This is a genomic window from Vallitalea okinawensis (assembly GCF_002964605.1).
Taxonomy (GTDB): domain Bacteria; phylum Bacillota; class Clostridia; order Lachnospirales; family PQDH01; genus Vallitalea_A; species Vallitalea_A okinawensis.
This window is the reverse complement of record NZ_PQDH01000001.1, coordinates 875,713-894,948: the sequence shown is the minus strand read 5'-3', so window position 1 is coordinate 894,948 and position 19,236 is coordinate 875,713. Positions and strand designations below refer to the sequence as shown.

At 33.6% G+C, this 19,236-nt stretch carries 16 protein-coding genes; 8 read left to right on the top strand and 8 right to left on the bottom strand.

Annotation, left to right across the window (positions count from 1 at the left end):
- Window positions 1-109: 109 nt before the first annotated feature.
- Together C1Y58_RS04180 and C1Y58_RS04175 are read left to right on the top strand one after the other, a co-directional pair.
- A complete protein-coding gene (locus C1Y58_RS04180; protein ID WP_105614718.1) occupies window positions 110-1,084 on the top strand; it encodes an NAD-dependent epimerase/dehydratase family protein in 975 nt (324 codons plus the stop codon).
- 135 nt (window positions 1,085-1,219) lie between these two features.
- Window positions 1,220-2,521, top strand: a complete 1,302-nt coding sequence (locus C1Y58_RS04175) for a hypothetical protein (RefSeq protein ID WP_105614717.1) — start codon at window positions 1,220-1,222, stop codon at window positions 2,519-2,521.
- Between the two features lie 102 nt (window positions 2,522-2,623).
- Here the strand turns inward: C1Y58_RS04175 and C1Y58_RS04170 are convergent, their stop codons facing one another.
- The 3 genes from C1Y58_RS04170 to C1Y58_RS04160 form a co-directional block, all read right to left on the bottom strand.
- Complete coding sequence (locus C1Y58_RS04170; protein WP_105614716.1) at window positions 2,624-3,130, bottom strand: cupin domain-containing protein; 507 nt, start codon at window positions 3,128-3,130, stop codon at window positions 2,624-2,626.
- Window positions 3,131-3,221: 91 nt separating this feature from the next.
- On the bottom strand, window positions 3,222-5,000 hold the full coding sequence (locus C1Y58_RS04165; RefSeq protein ID WP_170311511.1) for a sensor histidine kinase: 1,779 nt from the start codon (window positions 4,998-5,000) through the stop codon (window positions 3,222-3,224).
- 2 nt (window positions 5,001-5,002) lie between these two features.
- Window positions 5,003-5,740 carry a response regulator transcription factor gene (locus C1Y58_RS04160; protein ID WP_105614714.1) on the bottom strand — a complete coding sequence of 246 codons (738 nt, stop codon included), beginning with the start codon at window positions 5,738-5,740 and terminating at the stop codon, window positions 5,003-5,005.
- Window positions 5,741-6,015: 275 nt separating this feature from the next.
- Between C1Y58_RS04160 and C1Y58_RS04155 the strand changes: the two genes are divergently transcribed.
- The 3 genes from C1Y58_RS04155 to C1Y58_RS04145 are packed head-to-tail and all read left to right on the top strand — an operon-like array spanning window position 6,016 to window position 9,147.
- A complete protein-coding gene (locus C1Y58_RS04155) occupies window positions 6,016-7,356 on the top strand; it encodes an ABC transporter substrate-binding protein (RefSeq protein ID WP_105614713.1) in 1,341 nt (446 codons plus the stop codon).
- Window positions 7,357-7,414: 58 nt separating this feature from the next.
- Window positions 7,415-8,311 carry a carbohydrate ABC transporter permease gene (locus C1Y58_RS04150; RefSeq protein ID WP_105614712.1) on the top strand — a complete coding sequence of 299 codons (897 nt, stop codon included), beginning with the start codon at window positions 7,415-7,417 and terminating at the stop codon, window positions 8,309-8,311.
- A gap of 5 nt (window positions 8,312-8,316) precedes the next feature.
- Entirely contained in the window at window positions 8,317-9,147 is an 831-nt protein-coding gene (locus C1Y58_RS04145) for a carbohydrate ABC transporter permease (protein WP_408646587.1), read from the top strand.
- A gap of 73 nt (window positions 9,148-9,220) precedes the next feature.
- Here C1Y58_RS04145 and C1Y58_RS04140 read toward each other — a convergent pair whose 3' ends face one another.
- On the bottom strand, window positions 9,221-11,053 hold the full coding sequence (locus C1Y58_RS04140) for a glycoside hydrolase family 127 protein (protein ID WP_105614710.1): 1,833 nt from the start codon (window positions 11,051-11,053) through the stop codon (window positions 9,221-9,223).
- A 103-nt stretch (window positions 11,054-11,156) separates the two neighbouring features.
- The gene (locus tag C1Y58_RS04135) at window positions 11,157-12,560 is read right to left on the bottom strand and encodes a pyridoxal phosphate-dependent decarboxylase family protein (RefSeq protein ID WP_105614709.1); all 1,404 of its coding nucleotides are present in this window, start codon (window positions 12,558-12,560) and stop codon (window positions 11,157-11,159) included.
- A gap of 128 nt (window positions 12,561-12,688) precedes the next feature.
- Between C1Y58_RS04135 and C1Y58_RS04130 the strand changes: the two genes are divergently transcribed.
- Window positions 12,689-14,089: an aminotransferase-like domain-containing protein gene (locus C1Y58_RS04130; protein ID WP_105614708.1), complete on the top strand. Its 1,401-nt coding sequence runs from the start codon at window positions 12,689-12,691 to the stop codon at window positions 14,087-14,089.
- Between the two features lie 92 nt (window positions 14,090-14,181).
- Here the strand turns inward: C1Y58_RS04130 and C1Y58_RS04125 are convergent, their stop codons facing one another.
- The 3 genes from C1Y58_RS04125 to C1Y58_RS04115 form a co-directional block, all read right to left on the bottom strand.
- Window positions 14,182-14,544, bottom strand: a complete 363-nt coding sequence (locus C1Y58_RS04125) for an SHOCT domain-containing protein (RefSeq protein ID WP_105614707.1) — start codon at window positions 14,542-14,544, stop codon at window positions 14,182-14,184.
- A gap of 83 nt (window positions 14,545-14,627) precedes the next feature.
- Window positions 14,628-15,422, bottom strand: coding sequence for a helix-turn-helix domain-containing protein (locus C1Y58_RS04120; RefSeq protein ID WP_105614706.1), 795 nt, complete (start codon window positions 15,420-15,422; stop codon window positions 14,628-14,630).
- Window positions 15,423-15,544: 122 nt separating this feature from the next.
- The gene (locus tag C1Y58_RS04115; protein ID WP_105614705.1) at window positions 15,545-15,847 is read right to left on the bottom strand and encodes a hypothetical protein; all 303 of its coding nucleotides are present in this window, start codon (window positions 15,845-15,847) and stop codon (window positions 15,545-15,547) included.
- A gap of 195 nt (window positions 15,848-16,042) precedes the next feature.
- On the opposite strand from C1Y58_RS04115, the gene C1Y58_RS04110 reads away from it, so the two are divergent.
- On the top strand, window positions 16,043-16,726 hold the full coding sequence (locus C1Y58_RS04110) for an SIMPL domain-containing protein (RefSeq protein ID WP_105614704.1): 684 nt from the start codon (window positions 16,043-16,045) through the stop codon (window positions 16,724-16,726).
- Window positions 16,727-16,864: 138 nt separating this feature from the next.
- The gene (locus C1Y58_RS04105; RefSeq protein WP_170311510.1) at window positions 16,865-19,198 is read left to right on the top strand and encodes an AraC family transcriptional regulator; all 2,334 of its coding nucleotides are present in this window, start codon (window positions 16,865-16,867) and stop codon (window positions 19,196-19,198) included.
- Window positions 19,199-19,236 lie beyond the last annotated feature (38 nt).

Genomic DNA, 19,236 nt, shown 5'->3' with positions numbered 1-19,236 from the left:
TAAGTAATCTTGGTTGTGATGCTTTGGAAAATCTTTTATAATAAATATAATATTGCATGCTTTAAATTTTAAAAGCATATAGTTTGGTAAAAGTTGAGGAGGAGAAGTCATGAAGATTCTTATTATTGGTGGTAAAAAATTTATTGGGTATCACATTGCCTTAGAAGCAGAAAAAAGAGGGCATGATGTCACCTTTTTTAACAGAGGTCAAACCTACAAAGAGCTATTGCCCCAATTTCCATGCATAACTGGTGATAGGAATGAAGATATGGAAAAAGTAAAGGGAATGGATTTTGATGCAGTTATCGATACATGCGCTTATTTCCCTCATCAGGTTGAAAAGTCAGTAAGAGCTCTAGGCGACAGCATTAAAAAGTACTTACTTGTTTCTACCATTTCTACGTGTGATTTAAGCATAGCTCACTTTAAAGAAACAGATCCTACTTGCGGCATTGATTTTGATTCAAAAGAGATTACTGGAGGAACATATGGTCCGTTGAAGGTTGGCTGTGAGAAGGTATTGACGGATATGTTGGGGCATGAGAACAGTCTCATCATCCGGCCAGGTTTTATTGTTGGAGAGAGAGACCATACAGATAGATTTACTTATTGGCCAGTTATGATGGATGCCATGGAAGAGATGATTGTACCAGAAACCGGTGATTTAGGTTTTCAATTTATCGACGTTAGGGATTTAGCAGCATTTATTATTCATGGGCTAGAAAAGGAATTACATGGCATATATCTATTAACAGGTCCAGAACAATCCTATACTTTCAAAGAGTTTATTCAAGACTGTCATAAGTTCATTAATCCTGAGTGCCAATTGAAGAAAGTGAATGAACAATGGCTTCTAGAACATGGCATAGAGAAAAGCCAAGCCTTTCCATTATGTTATGATGAGACAATGGCTGTTGGTATTCACTGTGTTGATATAACTAAAGCTCTAAAAGCGGGATTGAAAACAAGACTTATTGAAGAAACACTTCTTTCAGCTTTAGAGTGGTATAAAGCTTATAAAGGTGATGCCAATGACTTAGCAGTTGGATTAAATCCAACAGAAATGATGAAACTAATGAAATAGATCAGTGAGTAGAACATGGTAACCGTACTTTGAGTTACCATGTTTCTTTTATTGTGGGGAAATTTTACAATGGTATTTCTGTATGATATAATAGCAAAGTATCTTATAAATATAAATAAATGTAAGAGGTGGAATATGAAAAAGAGAGTCTTATTATACATATTTGTTGGAATAATTTTTCTGTCTTCAGGTATTATATATGCATCCAGTACTGAAGAAAAGATAGATGCAAAAGACCCTTATCAATCAACAATCAAACAAAATAATAACATTAAGTCAAAAGAAGATATATTGTTGGAAAATGATGAAGCAGTGTATGACTTTAGTTTCAATAATTTTTACAATTCCAATTATGATATGGTAGTCAGGTGTATGTTGTCAAAATACTACATAGGTGCAACAAAGTATGGTGATAATTTTGTACCTGCATTTGGATCTAAAGGCAGTCCTTTTGAATTCAGTGTTTTTGATAATGTTAGCCAAGAGTTTAAGGCAATAATAGAACATTCAGACTTTACCAAGGGTTTTCCAGGCTTTTCATTAGTAGAATACGCGCCATTTTTATCTGAAGATGGTACAGTTTATCTCGTTGTTGATCCAAATATCTTAGTTAAGGCAGGTAATAATTCAGAAGATTCATCTGCAGGACTGTATAGTTATAATATAAATACTGAGCAATTTTCACTTCTTGTGGAAGCAGATATCGTAACAGATTTTACACCTATTGTTCATGAGGGGGCTGTTTATTTTAAGAGTAAATCAGAGGATGCTGAATCTGAAACCGGAGTATGGTATTATTTACTTAGGTATGATTTAGAGGAGGAAAAGCTTACTGTATATGACGATAGTGTTGTATATATAATATCAGCAAATAAAGATCATATGTACTCATTGAAGGATGGAGTTATATATCAACTTAGCCATCAAACAGGAGAATCAAAGTTGCTAATGGATCTGAAACAACATGAATTGACTAAAGATTATAAAGCCAAAGGTTCCTTTCAAGTTACAGAAGACTATATTTATGTCGTTTTGAATTCACTATATCCTAGAATGGATCTTAGGGTTGGATTAGGAAGTGATGTGGTTGCTAGAGTCGAAATTGCTACAGGAAAGGTGACCATGATCACACCTGATGTGAACAAGAAATATTTTATAAGAAGTCTAAATGTCATATATGATAACTGCTTTTTTATTGCGGATGAAATTACGGATGCATTTTATGATACTATATATGAATTTGGTATTTGGGATGCTTCAGAACATATAAAAGCAATGATTTATCAAGGAGATTCAGAAGGTAATGTACAGATTATTGGTGAAACCTATGGCGTAGAGCTCATCATTGATGGAGAAAAATTATATTACAGTGATAAAGGAACTGCTGACAAAGAGATTGAAAGTACATTTAAGTCCCTTGAGATTAATATTAAGTAGAGTAAATAGGAATTAAATTAAATGAAGTAAGAAGAATCATAAAGATTCTAAATAATATTGGGATAAGTCAATTGACTTATCCCAATAATTCTGATGTCATGATCATGAACCATGATTTCCTTCTTCAGCTTCTGCAACGGCTTTAGTTTCGTGAACTGTACCAAATGGATGCTGAGGTGGTGCATAAATGGAGTATAATTTAAGTGGTTTGTCACCTGTATTGATGACATTATGCCATGTTCCAGCAGGTACAATAATAGCAAAATCGTCTTCTACCTCTTCTTCAAAATCTAACTGATCTTTACTATTCCCCATTTTAACGAGCCCTTCACCTTCTTCTATGCGTAGAAATTGGTCAACATTAGGATGAACCTCTAATCCGATATCATCATCCACATCGATACTCATTAAAGTAAGCTGCAGATGATCACCCGTCCATAAAGCTGTTCGATAGTTATCGTTTTGAACAGTAGCTTCTTCAATATCGATTACAAATGGCTCAGGTCCATAGTCTTTAAGTTCTGCATTTTGTCTTTTTGTATGTTGTTGATGCATTGGTCTATAGAACCAGTAAGGATAAGGATATGGTCGAAATACTCTATTTCTCATATTATGAAATCCTTTCAAAGTCTCAAAATATCATATGTCTTATATAAGAGAAAAGTGAAACTAATCTATTTTTTCATTCATGACATGCTTGTTAGATTTTCTTTTGAACAGGCAACTTCATACTAATAAGCGTCCCTTCTCCCAACTCACTGTAAATGTAAATAGTAGCTTGATCATTATAAGCCAGTTGTATGCGTTTGCAAGTATTAATGAGACCAACATGCTTGGATTGAAGGGGGTGCTTATTCCTCATCATATGCCTTATGTGGGCTAACTTCTCTTCAGTCATGCCTAATCCATTATCATACAGATGAACAACTATACAATCTTGTCTTACTTTGATTTTAATCTTAATCTCACTGATACCTTCTTTTTCTTTAATGCCGTGATAGATGCTGTTTTCAATTAAGGGTTGCAACAATAACTTGATGATAGGTAAGTCTTTATATGTTTCATCATAATCCCAAGTCACAAAGAACTTATCAGGGTATCGTATTCTCATGATGGAGAGGTAGTCTTTGGTGTATTTGATCTCCTCATCTAAAGTGGTCATATCATCTGTATATTCCAGCGTATAACTGAGAATATCCGACAGATGCTCCAGCATTTTAGAGGCTTGATTACTACTGCCGGTTAACTGAATGGTTTTCCATTTAATCGTCTCAAGCGTATTAAATAAAAAGTGTGGATTCATCTGAGACTGCAAAGCTAATAGTTCCATTGCTTTCAGTTTATATTTCCTTGTAGCTAGTTCACTTTTTAAATACTGCTGCTCTAAGAAGGTCTTGATGATGTTCTGAGTAATGAATTCATACTCATTATTAGCATCTTTTATTGGTGGAAGCTTTTTTTTAGAACCTGCATATTCCAACATATCAACGATATTAAGTAAGTGGTTATAATTTCTCTTCGTTATGAGATAGGTTAAGATGAGAGCGATAAAAAATGAAATGAGGATAACCAAAATAACGATAACATAAAGAGGATAGGACCATTTATATGCTAATGATTTAGGGGATAGTGTTACATAGGTCCAATTCTTATTAGCTGATTTAGCATGATAGAGTAAGTAATCTTCCCCATTGATTTTGACTTCTTCCTGAGCATCATCATTGATCTCATTATTTTCAAAGTATTGAATGTCTTCATCAGTCACGTTATCACTTTTCGAGATGACCTCCCTAGAACCATTGAGAATCAATACTTTTTGCTCTTTATAAGCGCTTTGATTGGTCAATAGATGATCAACATAATCTTGGTTAAGATTTAATACCACAACACCATTCTCATTAGGTGCATAGGTAGTATTAAGTTTACGATAGATGGTAAGGACTTGTACCGGCTCTGTTTCAAAGGCGTAGGACATCATAGGCCGTGATTCACTGTAAAGGGATTTGTCAACTAATTCAGTTCTGTAAGTATCATACCAATCTGTATCTACCATCTGATTCAGAACAACTAAATCTACCGTCGTTGTCAGTACTCTTGGGTTAGATTTGTCTGGTTGACTCATATAAACGTAAATGGAATGGATATATTGTTTAGCTGTGGTGGTTGAATAAAGTAGATTTTTAATTAAACCTAAAGATTGAATATCATACAAGGAATAAGAGTCCGTATTCAGTATGTTCTTAGTTGCAGTAGCAATTTTAATGCTATGGGTAAAATTTAATAAAATGCCATCAGATTCTTGAAAAATGATATCTGCACTTTGTTTCGTTTTCTCCAAAGAGTTGATGGTATTATTACTAATGGATTTGGAGTTATAGATGGTCAGTAATGTAATACTTAAAGTACCCAATACAATAACAGGGATGATAATAGGTATAATAAATGTTATTAAATTTTTAATAAAAAATTTCTTTTTCATATTCATGACCTCAGCTGTTTTTTATTACGAAACTCTCTGGGAGACATTCCAAAATGTTTTTTGAATGTACGAGTAAAATTCTTAGGGTTACCATATCCTAATTTATCACTGATCTCATATGTCTTAAGCTGTGTACTCATCAGATACTCTTTTGATTTCTGCATCTTCACATCTAATAAATAATGAGAAAAATTGATACCTGTTATATCCTTGAAGATTTTTGAAAGGTAGTTAGGGGTAAGCCCTACAATATGAGATGCTTCATTTAGGTTAGCAATGTCCAGCTGATCATTGATATAGCGTTTGACTTTAATAACAAGATCATCGTAATAGGCAAAATCGTTTTCAGCTTTTTCTCTATAGACCTTATCTAAATCTTTCTTTACCTCTGTAAAAATGTTGACAAGTTCATCATATTTGGTAGGTTTCACAAGATAGTGTTTGACATTGTATTTAATCGCTTGCCTTGCATATTCAAAATCTCTATAGCCACTCAAAAATAAAACAGTTATTGGTGATTTCTGCTCATATAATGTTTGGGCAACTTCTATTCCAGACATAAAGGGGAGTTTAATATCGCATAATAAAACATCAACAGGATTATTATCGATGTATTGAAGGGCTTCTTTTCCATTTGAACAATCTTGGACAACTTGGAACCCAAGGGTTTCCCATGGAAAATAATTTTTAAGCCCATTGCGTATTTCATATTCGTCATCAACAATAAGTAAACGGTACATCCATATCACCTCATTTGTATTATATCAAAGTATGATATCTTAAGATAGGGACATAAGCTACGAAGAATATCGTAGAAAATGATACCTTCTGAAAAAATATTTTTAAAGTAATTAAAATATGATACCATTTTATAGCTAAGAGTCATACTAGTTGAAATAAAAATTAACTATAATAGAGTTGTGTTAGGATCAAATGAATTTCCCTAACATGAAGAGTTCACAGAGGGAATGTGAATCTCAGGACATATTTTTACGAAAAGGAAAGGGGATATGAAATGAAAAGAATATTAAGTTTTTTATGTGTTGTTATGTTAATGGTTTCTTTTTTGGCTGGCTGTAGTAAAGATAACACAGTTGAGGACAGTTCTTCAAATGAAAATACCAATCAGCAACAATCAGAAGAAAAAGCTGACAAGGGTGAAAAAGAAGACGAACCCATTACTTTAAGATTCTCATGGTGGGGTGGAGAATCTCGGCATGAAGGAACACTAGCATTAATTGAAGAGTATGAAAGATTAAACCCAAATGTAAAAATTAAGGCAGAGTATAGTGGTTGGGATGGTTATTATCAGAAGTTAACAACTCAACTTGCTGGTGGTACTGCTCCAGATATTATGCAGATTGATCAACCTTGGATTTACGAATTTTCTAAGGATAAAGATATGTTTGTTGACATGAACACTATGGATACAATTAATACGGATACTTTTGACCAAAAATTCATTGAAGATTTTTGTATGATCAATGATCAAGTTGTAGGACTTCCTACAGGAATAAATGGCTCAATAATGATTCAAAATAACGATGCACTAAATAAAGCAGGCATTGATCCAAATACAGAATGGAATTGGGATAATATTCTTGAACTTGGCAAAAAGTTTCATGAACAAGGCGGCGACTATTATTTACTAACTGATGGATTTGTGCTAGTTGAGAAATATGTTGTTCAAAAAGCTGGGGATAAATTTATCAAAGATGATTATACTTTAGGTTTTGACGTAGCTGATTTGCAAGAGGCATATGAGTACTATAACCAATTAGTAGAGAACAATGTTGTTATTCCAGAATCACAATTAGCAGCATATAGCGGTAAAGATTTTGAGACACCAAACTGGATAGAGGGTAAAGTTGGACTTGCTGTGAATTGGGCTAGTACAATATCTGCCTATATTGTTGATGAAAATATTGAATATGATACGAGCTTAATACCTATTATGGACAATACTGCGAACACAGGGATTGTCGTTAGACCATCTCAATTGATTGCGGTCAATAATGATTGTAATCAAAAAGAGGAAGCAGCTAAGTTTGTAGAATACTTCTTTAACAATAAAGATGCAGCTTTGCTTCTTGGAACAATTCGTGGTATTCCATCAAGTTATTTAGCGAAAGATGCATTATTAGAAGCTGAAGAACTGTCTCCAATTCAAAGTAAAGCCATTGATCTATCTGTAGAAAAGGCAGGCATTAAGGAAAGCGTTCCAATGACTAATCAACAAGTAAAACAGATGTTAAAAGACATGGTGCAACGTGTTGCTTATAAAGATCTTACACCTGAAGAAGCTGCAAACAAATTAGTTGAAGATTTGAATACTGTATTAGAAGAAATTAAATAGATTGATATTAACAAAGCAGATAAAAGTATTTATCTGCTTTGTTAAGAAAGGAGTAGCTATGCTAAAAACAAACAAGAAGAGATGGGACTATATAGCATTCCTATACATAATGCCATGGATTATAGGTTTTCTAGTTTTTCAATTATATCCAATTGTATCGTCTTTTATTTATTCTTTTACCGAGTATCCGATTATTGCAAGACCTGAATTTGTTGGATTAGATAACTATATCAAGATATTGACTAAAGACCGTGAATTCCTCAATTCACTCAAAGTGACCTTCTCATATGCACTATTTGCCTTACCACTTAAGTTGGGATTTGCTTTATTTGTTGCACTCATACTTAATATGAAATTGAAATTTATTAACGGTTTTAGAACCATGTTTTATTTACCCTCAATCTTAGGTAGTAGCGTAGGGATAGCTATTGTATGGCGTTTTATTTTTGGCTATACGGGTATTATTAATCAGATTCTTGAAGTATTTAACATAAGTCCTGTGGAATGGATTGGAAATCCAGATCTAGCTATTTATAATATAGGTTTATTGACTGTATGGCAGTTTGGTTCATCCATGGTTTTATTTCTAGCAGGTTTAAAAAACATACCACAAGTTTATTATGAGGCTGCCAAGATAGATGGTGCTAGTAAGATTAGAAGTTTCTTTAACATCACACTACCACTATTATCACCAATTATCTTTTTTAATCTGATCATGCAGATGATTAACTGTTTACAGGAATATACTTCAGCAGCTATTATCACCAATGGTGGTCCAATGAAGTCAACCTACCTTTATGGTATGTTACTCTATGACAATGCTTTTAAATTTTTTAAGATGGGTTATGCATCAGCGTTATCATGGGTATTATTTGCTATCATATTAATATTTACATTCATTTTATTTAAGAAATCAAGTATGTGGGTTCATTATGGTGATGGAGGTGATTTCTAATGCTTGTGAGACATAAAAAGATTTTTACTTATACCTTATTAATCCTATTTACATTCATTATGATGAGTCCATTATTAATACTCATATCCAATGCTTTTAAAGATAATCAAGAGATTTTATCTTCTTTCAGTTTAATTCCTAAGAGTTTCACTTTAGAAGGTTTTATCAATGGATGGAAAGGTAATGGTCAAGTTTCATTCTCAACATTTTACTTAAACACATTTAAAGTTGTAACACCTACAGTACTTTGTACCATCGTATCAAGTCTTTTTGTTGCTTATGGTTTTGCAAGATTCCAATTTCCATTTAAGAAGACTTTATTTATTATACTTATATCAACTCTCATGTTACCCAATGCAGTAGTTATGGTACCAAGGTACTTACTTTTCAAAAACTTAGGTTGGATTGATTCTTATCGCGTATTTATTGTACCAGCCGCCTTTGCAACAAAGCCCTTTTTTGTTTTTATGTTAGTACAATTTATTCGATCCATACCAAGGGATTTGGATGAGGCAGCTAAGATAGATGGTTGTAATTCCTTTAGGATATTAACTCAAATACTAGTACCAATCTGTAAACCTGCTATCATATCTGCTGGATTATTTGAACTGATTTGGAGTTGGAATGATTTCTTCAATTCTCTTGTTTACATCAATAGCGTTGAGAAGTTTACTCTGCCACTAGGTTTACGTATGTCACTAGATATTACAACCCAAACGAATTGGAATTCTGTTATAGCAATGTCACTTGTATCCATCATACCACCGACACTTATCTTCTTCTTCTTACAAAAACACTTTGTGGAAGGGGTAAGTACATCTGGGTTAAAAGGATAGGAAGATTAAATGCAAAAGGCTTACTTCATGAACTGAAATAAGCCTTTTCATTTATTCATATATTTTCTAATGCTTAATAATAGAGAGATTCTGCTTTCTCCTCAACACACCATACTTGCATAGCATCTTCGCCTCTATTGTTCCACGTAAAGTAAGGAATACAAGTAGCAAGCTTTTGTCCATCGCGGCTGTAACAAATTACTTTAGGTAAACCACCTATAGATTCATTACTTACTCTGAATAGAGCATTAGATGGTATTTTAATGTCCGCTAGTGGCTGATCTTGGTCTTGTTGTTCAAGAGCATACACAATGGGACCTCTTACAATGGCAACTTTTCCTTCATTCATTGTTACTTTCTCATTAGCAAGAACAAGACGTACAGGCATATCCATGTTCAACTCAATAGTCTGGCCATTTTCACATGTTACTTGGATATAGCCATTTGTGACAGGTGCTAATACCTCTTTATCATTCACTTGAACAGTGAAGCTATTACACCACTCAGGTACTCTTAAACGACATTGAACAGGTTCCTTACCTTCATACTCTGGTCTTAACTTGATAACCGAGCTAACCGGGTAAGTTGTTTCTTGGATTAAACGCAGGTTATGACCTTTATATGCCATTTCCACTTCGCTATCAATGAAGAGATTCACTACAACTTCATCATTGTCTATGCAGTAGATATATTGTCCAATAGAAGGGATAAAACGGCATAAGTTAGTTGGACAGCAAGCTGTATTATACCATGGCTTGCGATTATGTGTACCATCTGCTGCTAATGGATTGACATAGAAGAAAGTATCACCGCCTAGAGCCCATCCTGCAATGATGTTGTTATAGAGTGATCTCTCAACAACATCCATGTACTTACCATGACCTTCTAACCAAGACATACGAGCGTTCCATAGTGTTAAACCAATACCGGCACATGTCTCACAATAAGCAGTCTTGTTAGGCAAATCATAATCCACAGTAAAACCTTCATTTTTTTTAGATGGACCGATACCTCCTGTAATGTATAGGTTTTTATTGACCACGTTATCCCAAACTCTACGAAGAGCATGCTCATAGTCAGTATTCACATATTTACTCACATCAGCCATACCTGTATAGAGGTACATTGCTCGAACTGCATGACCTACAACCTTTTCAATATCCTTAACAGGTACATTGTTTTGATAATATTCAGGGTGAGAAATATGTTCCGCTGTTGGTTCAAACTTAACATCCCCTTCATTACTGCCATAACCTTTTCCTCGTTGTTCTAAGAGCCAGTATGCGAATCTTAAGTGCTTCTCTTCACCAGTAACTTCATATAAACGAACAAGAGCAAGTTCGATTTCTTCATGACCTGGCACCCAGTTGCGTTTGTCTGGACCAAAAGTGTCCATATAGTGATCAACAAGCTTACATGCGATATCTAAAAAATTTCTCTTACCAGTACTTTGATAGTAAGCTACAGCTGCCTCTATTAGGTGACCGCCACAATACATTTCATGACGGTCTAGATTTGTCCAACGCCCCTCAGGCTCTTCCACTGTATAATAAGCCATAAGATAGCCATTTTCTTCTTGAGCGCTACCTATGTAGCCAATAATCTCATCTATTTTCTTCTCAAGTTCTTTGTTTTCCTGATGCATGAGTGAGTAGGCTGCACCTTCAAGAACCTTATACACGTCTGAATCATTGTAGAATCTGCCAACATATGCACCTTTGTTCTCACCTTTGGATGCAGTTATGAAGTTTTTAATACGATCTGTTTCTTCACATCGTTTAATACAGAGATCAAGGGTTACATCTTGGTGCACTTTCATACGCTCTGTCCAGAATGCATCAGTAATATGTACCTTATTAAAAGGAATCTGTCTACAGCTTCCATTAGCTTTTATATCTACAGTCATCTAATTATCCTCCTTATTAGTTCTATAACGTGATATTATTATAGCACTCTGGATAACTATTGTAAGTAGACATAGAGGTATAAAAGGTGTACTATTTATACTTCTAACTATCTAATTCTCTTGCCAGTCTAAGAATATCTTCAGCAGATGTATCTATATCTTCATAGGTCGTTTTATAGGAACTTACACTAATGCGCATGACAGATTGACCTTGCCATTTAGCACCGCCTAACCAACAGACGCCAGAGTCTTGGACCATCTTAATAAGAGTATCTGTTTTTTCATCGGATTTAAAGCGTACAAGAACTTGGTTAAATACAATGTCATTGAGCATATCTAAACCACCTTCTTTAAGCAGATCACCGAAGTAGACTGCTTTCTTGTGAAGTTCCCATACAAGTTCAGCAACACCTTTTCTTCCTAATCCTTTTAGTGTAGCCCACAAATCGATTGCCCTTGTTCTCCTGGACATTTCAGAAGTGTACAGCATGTTGTCTCGATCTTCACTGAGGATAATATATGACCCGACCATATGCATGGAATTAATTAATAGTTGTCTGTGTCTGCATAGAATGATACCACTATCATAAGGGGTATTTAATGTCTTATGACCATCAACTGACCAAGAGTCAGCTAATTGAACACCATCTGTTAGGTGTTTAAATTCAGGATTAGCAGCAGCCCATAGACCAAAAGCACCATCCACATGGACATAGGCTCCAGCTTCTTTTGCCATGGTACATAAAGTTTGAAAGTCATCAAAGTTGCCAGTATTCACATGACCAGCTTGTAGGATTAACAAGGTTTTATGATCTAGAGGAGGCATTTGGTCAACTTGAATACGCCCCTGGTCATCGCATGGTACTTTGTGAATCCGCTCATTACCTAAACCGATAATGGAGAGAGCTTTATAAATTGTGGAGTGGGCTCCTTCTCCAAGAACAACTTTTATCTCAGGAGCATTAAATAATCCTTGCCCAAAGACATCATATCCTAGGTTCTTTAAGAGATAATTCCTTCCTATAGTTAATCCAATAATTGTAGCAGTTGAACTGCCACTGACATAGCCAGCCACTGTTTCAGGTGGCAATCCTAACAAGCCAATTAACCACTTTTCTGTTACTGCCTCAATCTTTGATGCAACCGGCGATAATACATACATAGCTGGATTTTGATCCCAAGCATCAGTTAACCATTTAGAAGCTAGAGCAGATGGTAATATGCCACCACAGACGAAACCAAAGTAACGTCCACCTGTCTGAGCAACAGTTGCTGGACTTCCATATTGGTGTAGCTGAGTTAGAATATCTTCTGTTTTTTCTGGTTCATCTCCTAATGGACTATCAAATACCTTAAGACTGTCTAAATCATTAGGTTTTGGGAAAACAGGCATATCATCTACATTATTGATGTAATCAAGGGCAAATTGGTGAGCTAATTTTAGGTCAGAATCCAATGAGTGATTGCGTATTTCGTCTAGAATTTTACTTCTATATCTATGTTGCATGATATTACCTCCTTAATTGAATATATATAGACTAGAATTTTTATGAATGTGTGATACAATACCAGTATATTGCATCTTTCTAACTAGTACAATTACTTAATTGTATGTAATACAAAGGAGATTAAATAATGATCGATTACTATGGGAATGAAATTACTTGGGTTCCAAAGATAGAAAAATCAAATACCCCATTGTATATACAGATTGCAGAATGCATCGCAAAAGATATTGAAGAAGGTGTTTTGAGCAGTGGAGCGAAATTACCACCACAAAGAATTATTGCAAATTACTTAAATATTAATCATAGTACAGTTACGAGAGCCTATAAACGATGTGAAGAAAGAGGTTTGATAAAAGGAATAATAGGTAGTGGCACATTTGTAACGAGTAATGCAGGCATTCCAGATAATGTATTATCTAAAGAGGAAGATCATGTGATCGAGATGGGATCAGTTCTACCTTTATACCAGATCAACAAGCATATTGAAATAGAAATGAAACGAATAAATGAATTAGTTGACTATAAGTTAGTATTAAAATATGCACCACCTGAAGGTCATAGTAAACACCGTTATATTACTTCACAATGGCTTACCAAGAATGGTATCCTTACAGAACCTGATAATATACTTATAACATCTGGGTCACAAAATGCACTCTCTGTTTTATTAATGGGGTTATTTAATAAAGGTGATAGAATTGCTGTAGATTCTTTTACCTACACAGGGATTAAAAATATAACTTCCCTTATTGGTATTATACTTATTCCTGTGAAAAGTGATAGGGATGGTATGGATGTGGATGACCTAAATAAAATCTGTCAACGTGAAAAGGTAAAAGGAATATATCTTATACCCAGCTGTCATAATCCAACCAGTATTTCAATGCCTATTGAAAGAAGAGAAGCGTTGAGTGAAGTCATCAAGAAGAATCATATGCTTTTGATAGAAGATGGTACCTTTAGTTTTACAGAGGTAGAGTTGACTACGTCACTAACAGACTTATTACCAGAGCAAAGTTTTTATATCCATGGCACCTCTAAAGCCTTAAGTCCTGCACTAAGGATTTCCTATATAAGATCACCAAAGCATTATGTTAAAAAACTTGTACAAGTGCTTAATAGTTTAACTTGGATGGCTTCTCCATTGAATGCAGAAATTGTATCTCTATTTATAAAGACATCTTTGTATGATAAAATTATTAAAATAAAATTAGAAGAACTGAAGAAAAGAAATACAATATTTAATGAAACCATGAAAGGATATGATATACTTCACTCACAGTTCAGCATGTTTCGATATGTGAAGCTACCTAGCCAGCTGGATGATATCATAATTGAAAATGATTGCTACAAAAAGGGTGTTCAAGTTTTTTCATCAAAACGATTTTCTATAGGATTAAACACGGAACATAATGCCTTACGAATTGCTATAAGTTCGCCTAAAAGCATAGAGGAGATGAATGAGGGACTTCAAATAGTTAAGGAAGTTTTAGATAATCATCAAAATGAAAGAAGTATTATCGTGTAGTCTTAATTTAACTGCGTAATGCAGTATGAACATAAAAAAGAGTGGGGTATCATTTTCATACTCCACTCTTAAGATATCATTTATCTTTACTCTTACCATTCTTTATCCATTATTTCTGAACGTTTCTTTCTGTATTCAGATTCTGTAATGAGACCATCAGCTTTTAATTGTTCTAATTCTCTAAGCTTATCTCCGAAATTTTCTTCTTTCTTTGGGTTACTCTCTTCAACATCTATATCATAGAGCCCAATAGGGTTATCAGTGAAGCCATTCCTATAATGATAATATGTAATGTAGACAGCTATACCTGTCCATATTAACAAGAACGGTACACCAATGAAGATACCTGATGATGCTGCAAAAACTAAAAAGATAACACCAATGATACAAAAAAGGATACCAATAAAGAAAGTGAACTTAGACATTTGTTTACTGGGTCTGATTTTGTGACGCATGTTAAAAACTCCTTTATTTATCTTAGTGAAATAATTATATCATAAAATTTTCAGAATATCACACTAACATAAAAAAAGTGATGCTATTCATAATGCAAATCTGATTTTAATGCTGGTTTTTTTGACTGGAAATCTCTTGGTGAATAATAAGTATAACCTTTAAAAACTTTAGTAAAGTGGGGCTGATCATAGTACCCGTACTTATATGAAAGATCTGTTAGTCTAGATGCCTTGTCATTCATAACACCTCTCGCTGATTCTTCAAATTTTATAATATCCATGAACTTTTTGGGACTTGTGCCGATATATTTTGTAAAAATACGTTCTAATCTCCGTATTGATATTCCATTAATTTCGCAATAATCTTTTATAGTTGAGCATTGTAAAAAATCCTCAATGATTTTACAGTCAAGTTCTTCTCGTTCATTAGTTTCAATGTACTTTATCAATGATTGCTCTATTGTTTTTATGAATTCAGAAGGATTATTAAATTCCATCATATGAGCAAATAACTCATTCCATAGCAAATGATTTATAACACTCAGATTTACAATTTTATTAATAAACTGGTTCATTGGTTGTTTTGCCAAGAAATAAAACCCCCATGGCGTAAAACTAATTCCTAAGGCTTGAATCTTTCTTGGTTGAGTTATTTGTACTGAACTCTCTCTTATGCCATGAATATGTATGCTTTCCGGTTCATATTTTTCTTCATTTCTAGCATAAATAAATGAATCTCCCAGAGTCATAATTAAATCAACATGATCCATAGGCAACAACAACTTTTGCTTAAATGACTCATTCTCTTCAGCATAAACATACCAATAATGGCGAATAAACTTCTCCAGTAATGGATTAACGTTATTAAAGAATTGCATTTTTACTCCAATTATTGTTCACCTCACATTTTTATAGTATTAATTAAACATAATTTATTTTATCATATATCAACTAAAAGAGTACATTTCATAAGAAAATATACTCTTTAGTTATTTCATTTTTAGTAATAGGGATATACATTTTTAACAACTGTTTTATTATTAATCAACATCTTAAAACTCTTAGTTTCATCACTTTTCAGCATTTTTGAACTTACTTCTTTTTCAAGTTCTTTCGATTGCCAGTGTATTACTAAAGTCCATTGACCTTCACCTACCTTAGCAATATCCATTCCATAGTATCCAGAACCAGCAGACTTCTTCTGGAATTCATCAAGCACCTTAAATCCATCAAAAGCTTGTTGGTCCTTTACATGATCAATGAGCTTAAATGTTATTATTTCTATACATCCTTTTTCTTTCATATAGCACCTCCAAAATTTGATAATTTTATTCTACATGAAGATATAAAGTAATACTTGTAAAAATGCGACACTTAAAGTGCTTTCAAAAATTTATATAGTGTTAATATCGTGTTGGATTAATGAGATATGTAAAATGGCAACTTATCATTCTATTTCATATAGTATAATCATGACGAAATTTTTGAGGTGAGAAACTTGAATCCTTATATGCCATACTATAATCCATATCGACCTCCAAGAGGCAAAGAGAGTAGATATGACTGTGAGAGAGTTATTAGTGTAGAAGGAATAGGAAGTATGACAGTTGAGCCTGATATCGTTCAAATATCAACTGGAGTAGTAACCATGGGGGAAGATGCAAAGGTAGCACAGAACGAGAATCAAGAAATAATGAGTAAAGTGATTAGTAGTATTAAAGCTAACGGTGTTGAAGATAAAGATATTAAAACAGTGTCCTATCTGGTGAGACCTGATTATGATTATACCCAGGGCGGAAAAACATTTAAAGGTTATGAAGTGAGACAATTAGTTCAAATAAACGTAAGGGATATTGAAAATGCAGATAAGATCATTAATGACGCCATTGAAAGTGGTGCCAACATACAGCAGGATATGCAGTTTAGAGTTAGTAACTATAAGGAATATTATGATGAAGCATTAGACTTAGCTGTAACTGACAGTTTTGAAAAAGCTATGAATATTGCTGAATCACATGGCATGGTCATTAGTGAAGAACCTGTTAAATTGCAAGAAACTAGTAGTGTTTTACAGCAAGGGAGATATAGAGGCGGCTTTCTAGTACTATCAGAATCTGAGACCACAGAAACTGGTACGGTCCTAGTTCAAGGTAGAGTAAGCACAGAATTTCAAATATTATAATTCTAAACCTGTTAGATATAAGATTATATTTTAGACCATAGAACCAACTGAGTTTTGTGGTCCTTTCTTATATTGACTATCAAAAAGTTAGATAATATAATGAAAACTAGGACGGGCTATAATTTGGGGGTAAGGGGAATGGGATTATTTAAACGACTATTTATCATGTTACTTGCTGTTATCGTGTTACCTGCATTAATTATCATGATAGTTAATTATAATATAACGAAAGAATTCATCGAAGAGGAAACGAAGCTTGCTAATCATCAGATTTTGCAGCAAACAAAAGTGGCTTCGGATACCATTATTCATCAGACAGAGAATATTTCTTATCAGATTAGTGTCAATAATCAAGTTCTGAAATTCTTTCATAGTAACCTTGACCCTAATATATATGAAGAATATGAGGTACTTGATCAAGTCTATGATGTATCACTGAACTTCCTAGGTGGTACACCTTATATTGAAGAAATATCGATTTATAGTATATCCAATGATTTATTAATATCAACTAAAAAGACAGAACATCCTGCTGTATCCGTTAAGACACCTGATTACTTAAAGAAAATGGCGGATCAATATTCTGATCAAAAGTGGATAGAACCCAATGCGACAGGGGTATTTTGGGCTCAATTTGATGGGTTGCAGTTTGTAAGATTTATTTATACCAATGGTAATGAATTAGAGGGCTTTGTTGTTATACAACTAAAGAATGATGATTTCAATCGTATCATTAATGAGATGTATATTAAGAAAACAGGCTTCATTCTAGTTGCAGATCAAACAGGAAAAATCATTTTAAATACGGATAAGGGTTTTCATAGTCTTATAGATCTCAACATTAACTATGATTGGTTCGAAGAGGATGAAAACTACCAGAAAGTTGAAATTGACGATAAAGAATACTTACTATCCTTGGTGACTTCTAATTATAATCAGTGGAAGTATTTAGCCTTAGTGGATACCAGTGAAATCAATGAGAAGATGGCAGTGATACGCTACAATACACTTTTCTTAAGTGGTTTGTTCTTAGTAGTAGCATTTTTCTTAGCTCTAGCAATGTCAAAAGGTATCTATAATCCTATTAAGTTGATTCAACATGCTTTAATGGGAGAGGAAGTAAAAGAAAAAGCCAAGTTAAATTATTTCTTATTAGGTGAGAATGAGTTTGCTGATATTAATCTGAGCATCCATACTTTAAGAGATGAGCTAAGTGATCAAAAACAGCTAAAATCATTGATTGAAAATGAAATTACTGAATTACGCATCCAACAAGAAACCAATGCAGCTAAACTGAAAAAGTATTTCTTCTATCGATTAATTAGAGGAGAAAAAATTGATGAGGCAGAATTGACTACTCAATTAAAGCGTTATGATATAGCAAAAGATGATTATTATCAGATTTTACTTATAGATTTAGGTTTTAAAGAAGTCATGAGAGATGAAGAAGTGAAGAAACATGATGAAGTTCGTCAAAATCTTATTGCCCAAGTGTATCAGCTATTTACCAAAGATGAGATAGTAGAACACTATTATGAAGTGAATGATCGATTGATTCTAATATTGCGAACTGACCATGAAAATAGTCAGGAAGTCTATAGTCAAAAGAATTACCAGAAAGCTGAGACAATACAAAAAGCGATGCTTTCAAAGTTTGATAGAAAGATGACCATTGCATTAAGTCAAGAGGTTGCTTTTGATCATATACAACAAGTTTATGAAGAAAGTTTTGAAGCATTGAAATACAACTTAATTTTAGGCAGTCAGCAGATTATTAAGAGTAAAGAATTAGAAAAGGGAACAGGAGCAAAAAGGCTTTCCTATGACTATAGAAAGTATTTAAACAACAGTATGCGTTCATTTTCCTTAGAAGAATGTAAGACCATTGTATTGGAATTGCAAAAAGTTATAAAAAGTGATTTAGGTTATGTAAGAGACTATGCCTATTATTATAAAGATGTCTTGAATATTATCATTGGATTTTTATATGAAATTCAATATGTGAATGCATCTGACTTAGAGGAGTTAAGTGGCAGCTTCGCTGAGTTTGAACACAAATTTACGAATATTGATGAAGCCACTAATTGGATTATTCGATTTATGACCAATATCTTTAATTTCCTTCAATCTGCTAATGCAAAAGAGACAAATCCAATGATCATGGATGTTCTTAAAATCATTGAAGAAGGGTATATGAAGGATTTAAGTTTAACAGAACTATCGGAAAGAATGGGTGTAACAGTGCCCTATCTATCTAAATTATTTAAGGAAGAAATGAAAGTTAATTTCAAAGAGTATTTAACAGTTTATAAAATTGAAAAATCAAAGCAATTGTTATTACATTCTAGTAACACTATTCAAGAAGTAGCTGAACTAGTAGGTTATAATAATTCCTTACAGTTTACAAGGATGTTTAAGAAATATGAGCATATAACGCCTGCAGCTTATCGACGGACACAGGAAAAAAATTAAATAATCAACTAACAAAAGCTTTACTTTGTATAAATGCA

What these genes read in the sequence shown, in the direction of transcription:
- C1Y58_RS04180 (WP_105614718.1), top strand. Translation starts at nt 110, where the DNA reads ATGAAGATTCTTATTATTGGTGGTAAAAAATTTATTGGGTATCACATT.
- C1Y58_RS04175 (WP_105614717.1), top strand. Translation starts at nt 1,220, where the DNA reads ATGAAAAAGAGAGTCTTATTATACATATTTGTTGGAATAATTTTTCTG.
- C1Y58_RS04170 (WP_105614716.1), bottom strand. Translation starts at nt 3,130, where the DNA reads ATGAGAAATAGAGTATTTCGACCATATCCTTATCCTTACTGGTTCTAT.
- C1Y58_RS04165 (WP_170311511.1), bottom strand. Translation starts at nt 5,000, where the DNA reads ATGAAAAAGAAATTTTTTATTAAAAATTTAATAACATTTATTATACCT.
- C1Y58_RS04160 (WP_105614714.1), bottom strand. Translation starts at nt 5,740, where the DNA reads ATGTACCGTTTACTTATTGTTGATGACGAATATGAAATACGCAATGGG.
- C1Y58_RS04155 (WP_105614713.1), top strand. Translation starts at nt 6,016, where the DNA reads ATGAAAAGAATATTAAGTTTTTTATGTGTTGTTATGTTAATGGTTTCT.
- C1Y58_RS04150 (WP_105614712.1), top strand. Translation starts at nt 7,415, where the DNA reads ATGCTAAAAACAAACAAGAAGAGATGGGACTATATAGCATTCCTATAC.
- C1Y58_RS04140 (WP_105614710.1), bottom strand. Translation starts at nt 11,053, where the DNA reads ATGACTGTAGATATAAAAGCTAATGGAAGCTGTAGACAGATTCCTTTT.
- C1Y58_RS04135 (WP_105614709.1), bottom strand. Translation starts at nt 12,560, where the DNA reads ATGCAACATAGATATAGAAGTAAAATTCTAGACGAAATACGCAATCAC.
- C1Y58_RS04130 (WP_105614708.1), top strand. Translation starts at nt 12,689, where the DNA reads ATGATCGATTACTATGGGAATGAAATTACTTGGGTTCCAAAGATAGAA.
- C1Y58_RS04125 (WP_105614707.1), bottom strand. Translation starts at nt 14,544, where the DNA reads ATGCGTCACAAAATCAGACCCAGTAAACAAATGTCTAAGTTCACTTTC.
- C1Y58_RS04120 (WP_105614706.1), bottom strand. Translation starts at nt 15,422, where the DNA reads ATGCAATTCTTTAATAACGTTAATCCATTACTGGAGAAGTTTATTCGC.
- C1Y58_RS04115 (WP_105614705.1), bottom strand. Translation starts at nt 15,847, where the DNA reads ATGAAAGAAAAAGGATGTATAGAAATAATAACATTTAAGCTCATTGAT.
- C1Y58_RS04105 (WP_170311510.1), top strand. Translation starts at nt 16,865, where the DNA reads ATGGGATTATTTAAACGACTATTTATCATGTTACTTGCTGTTATCGTG.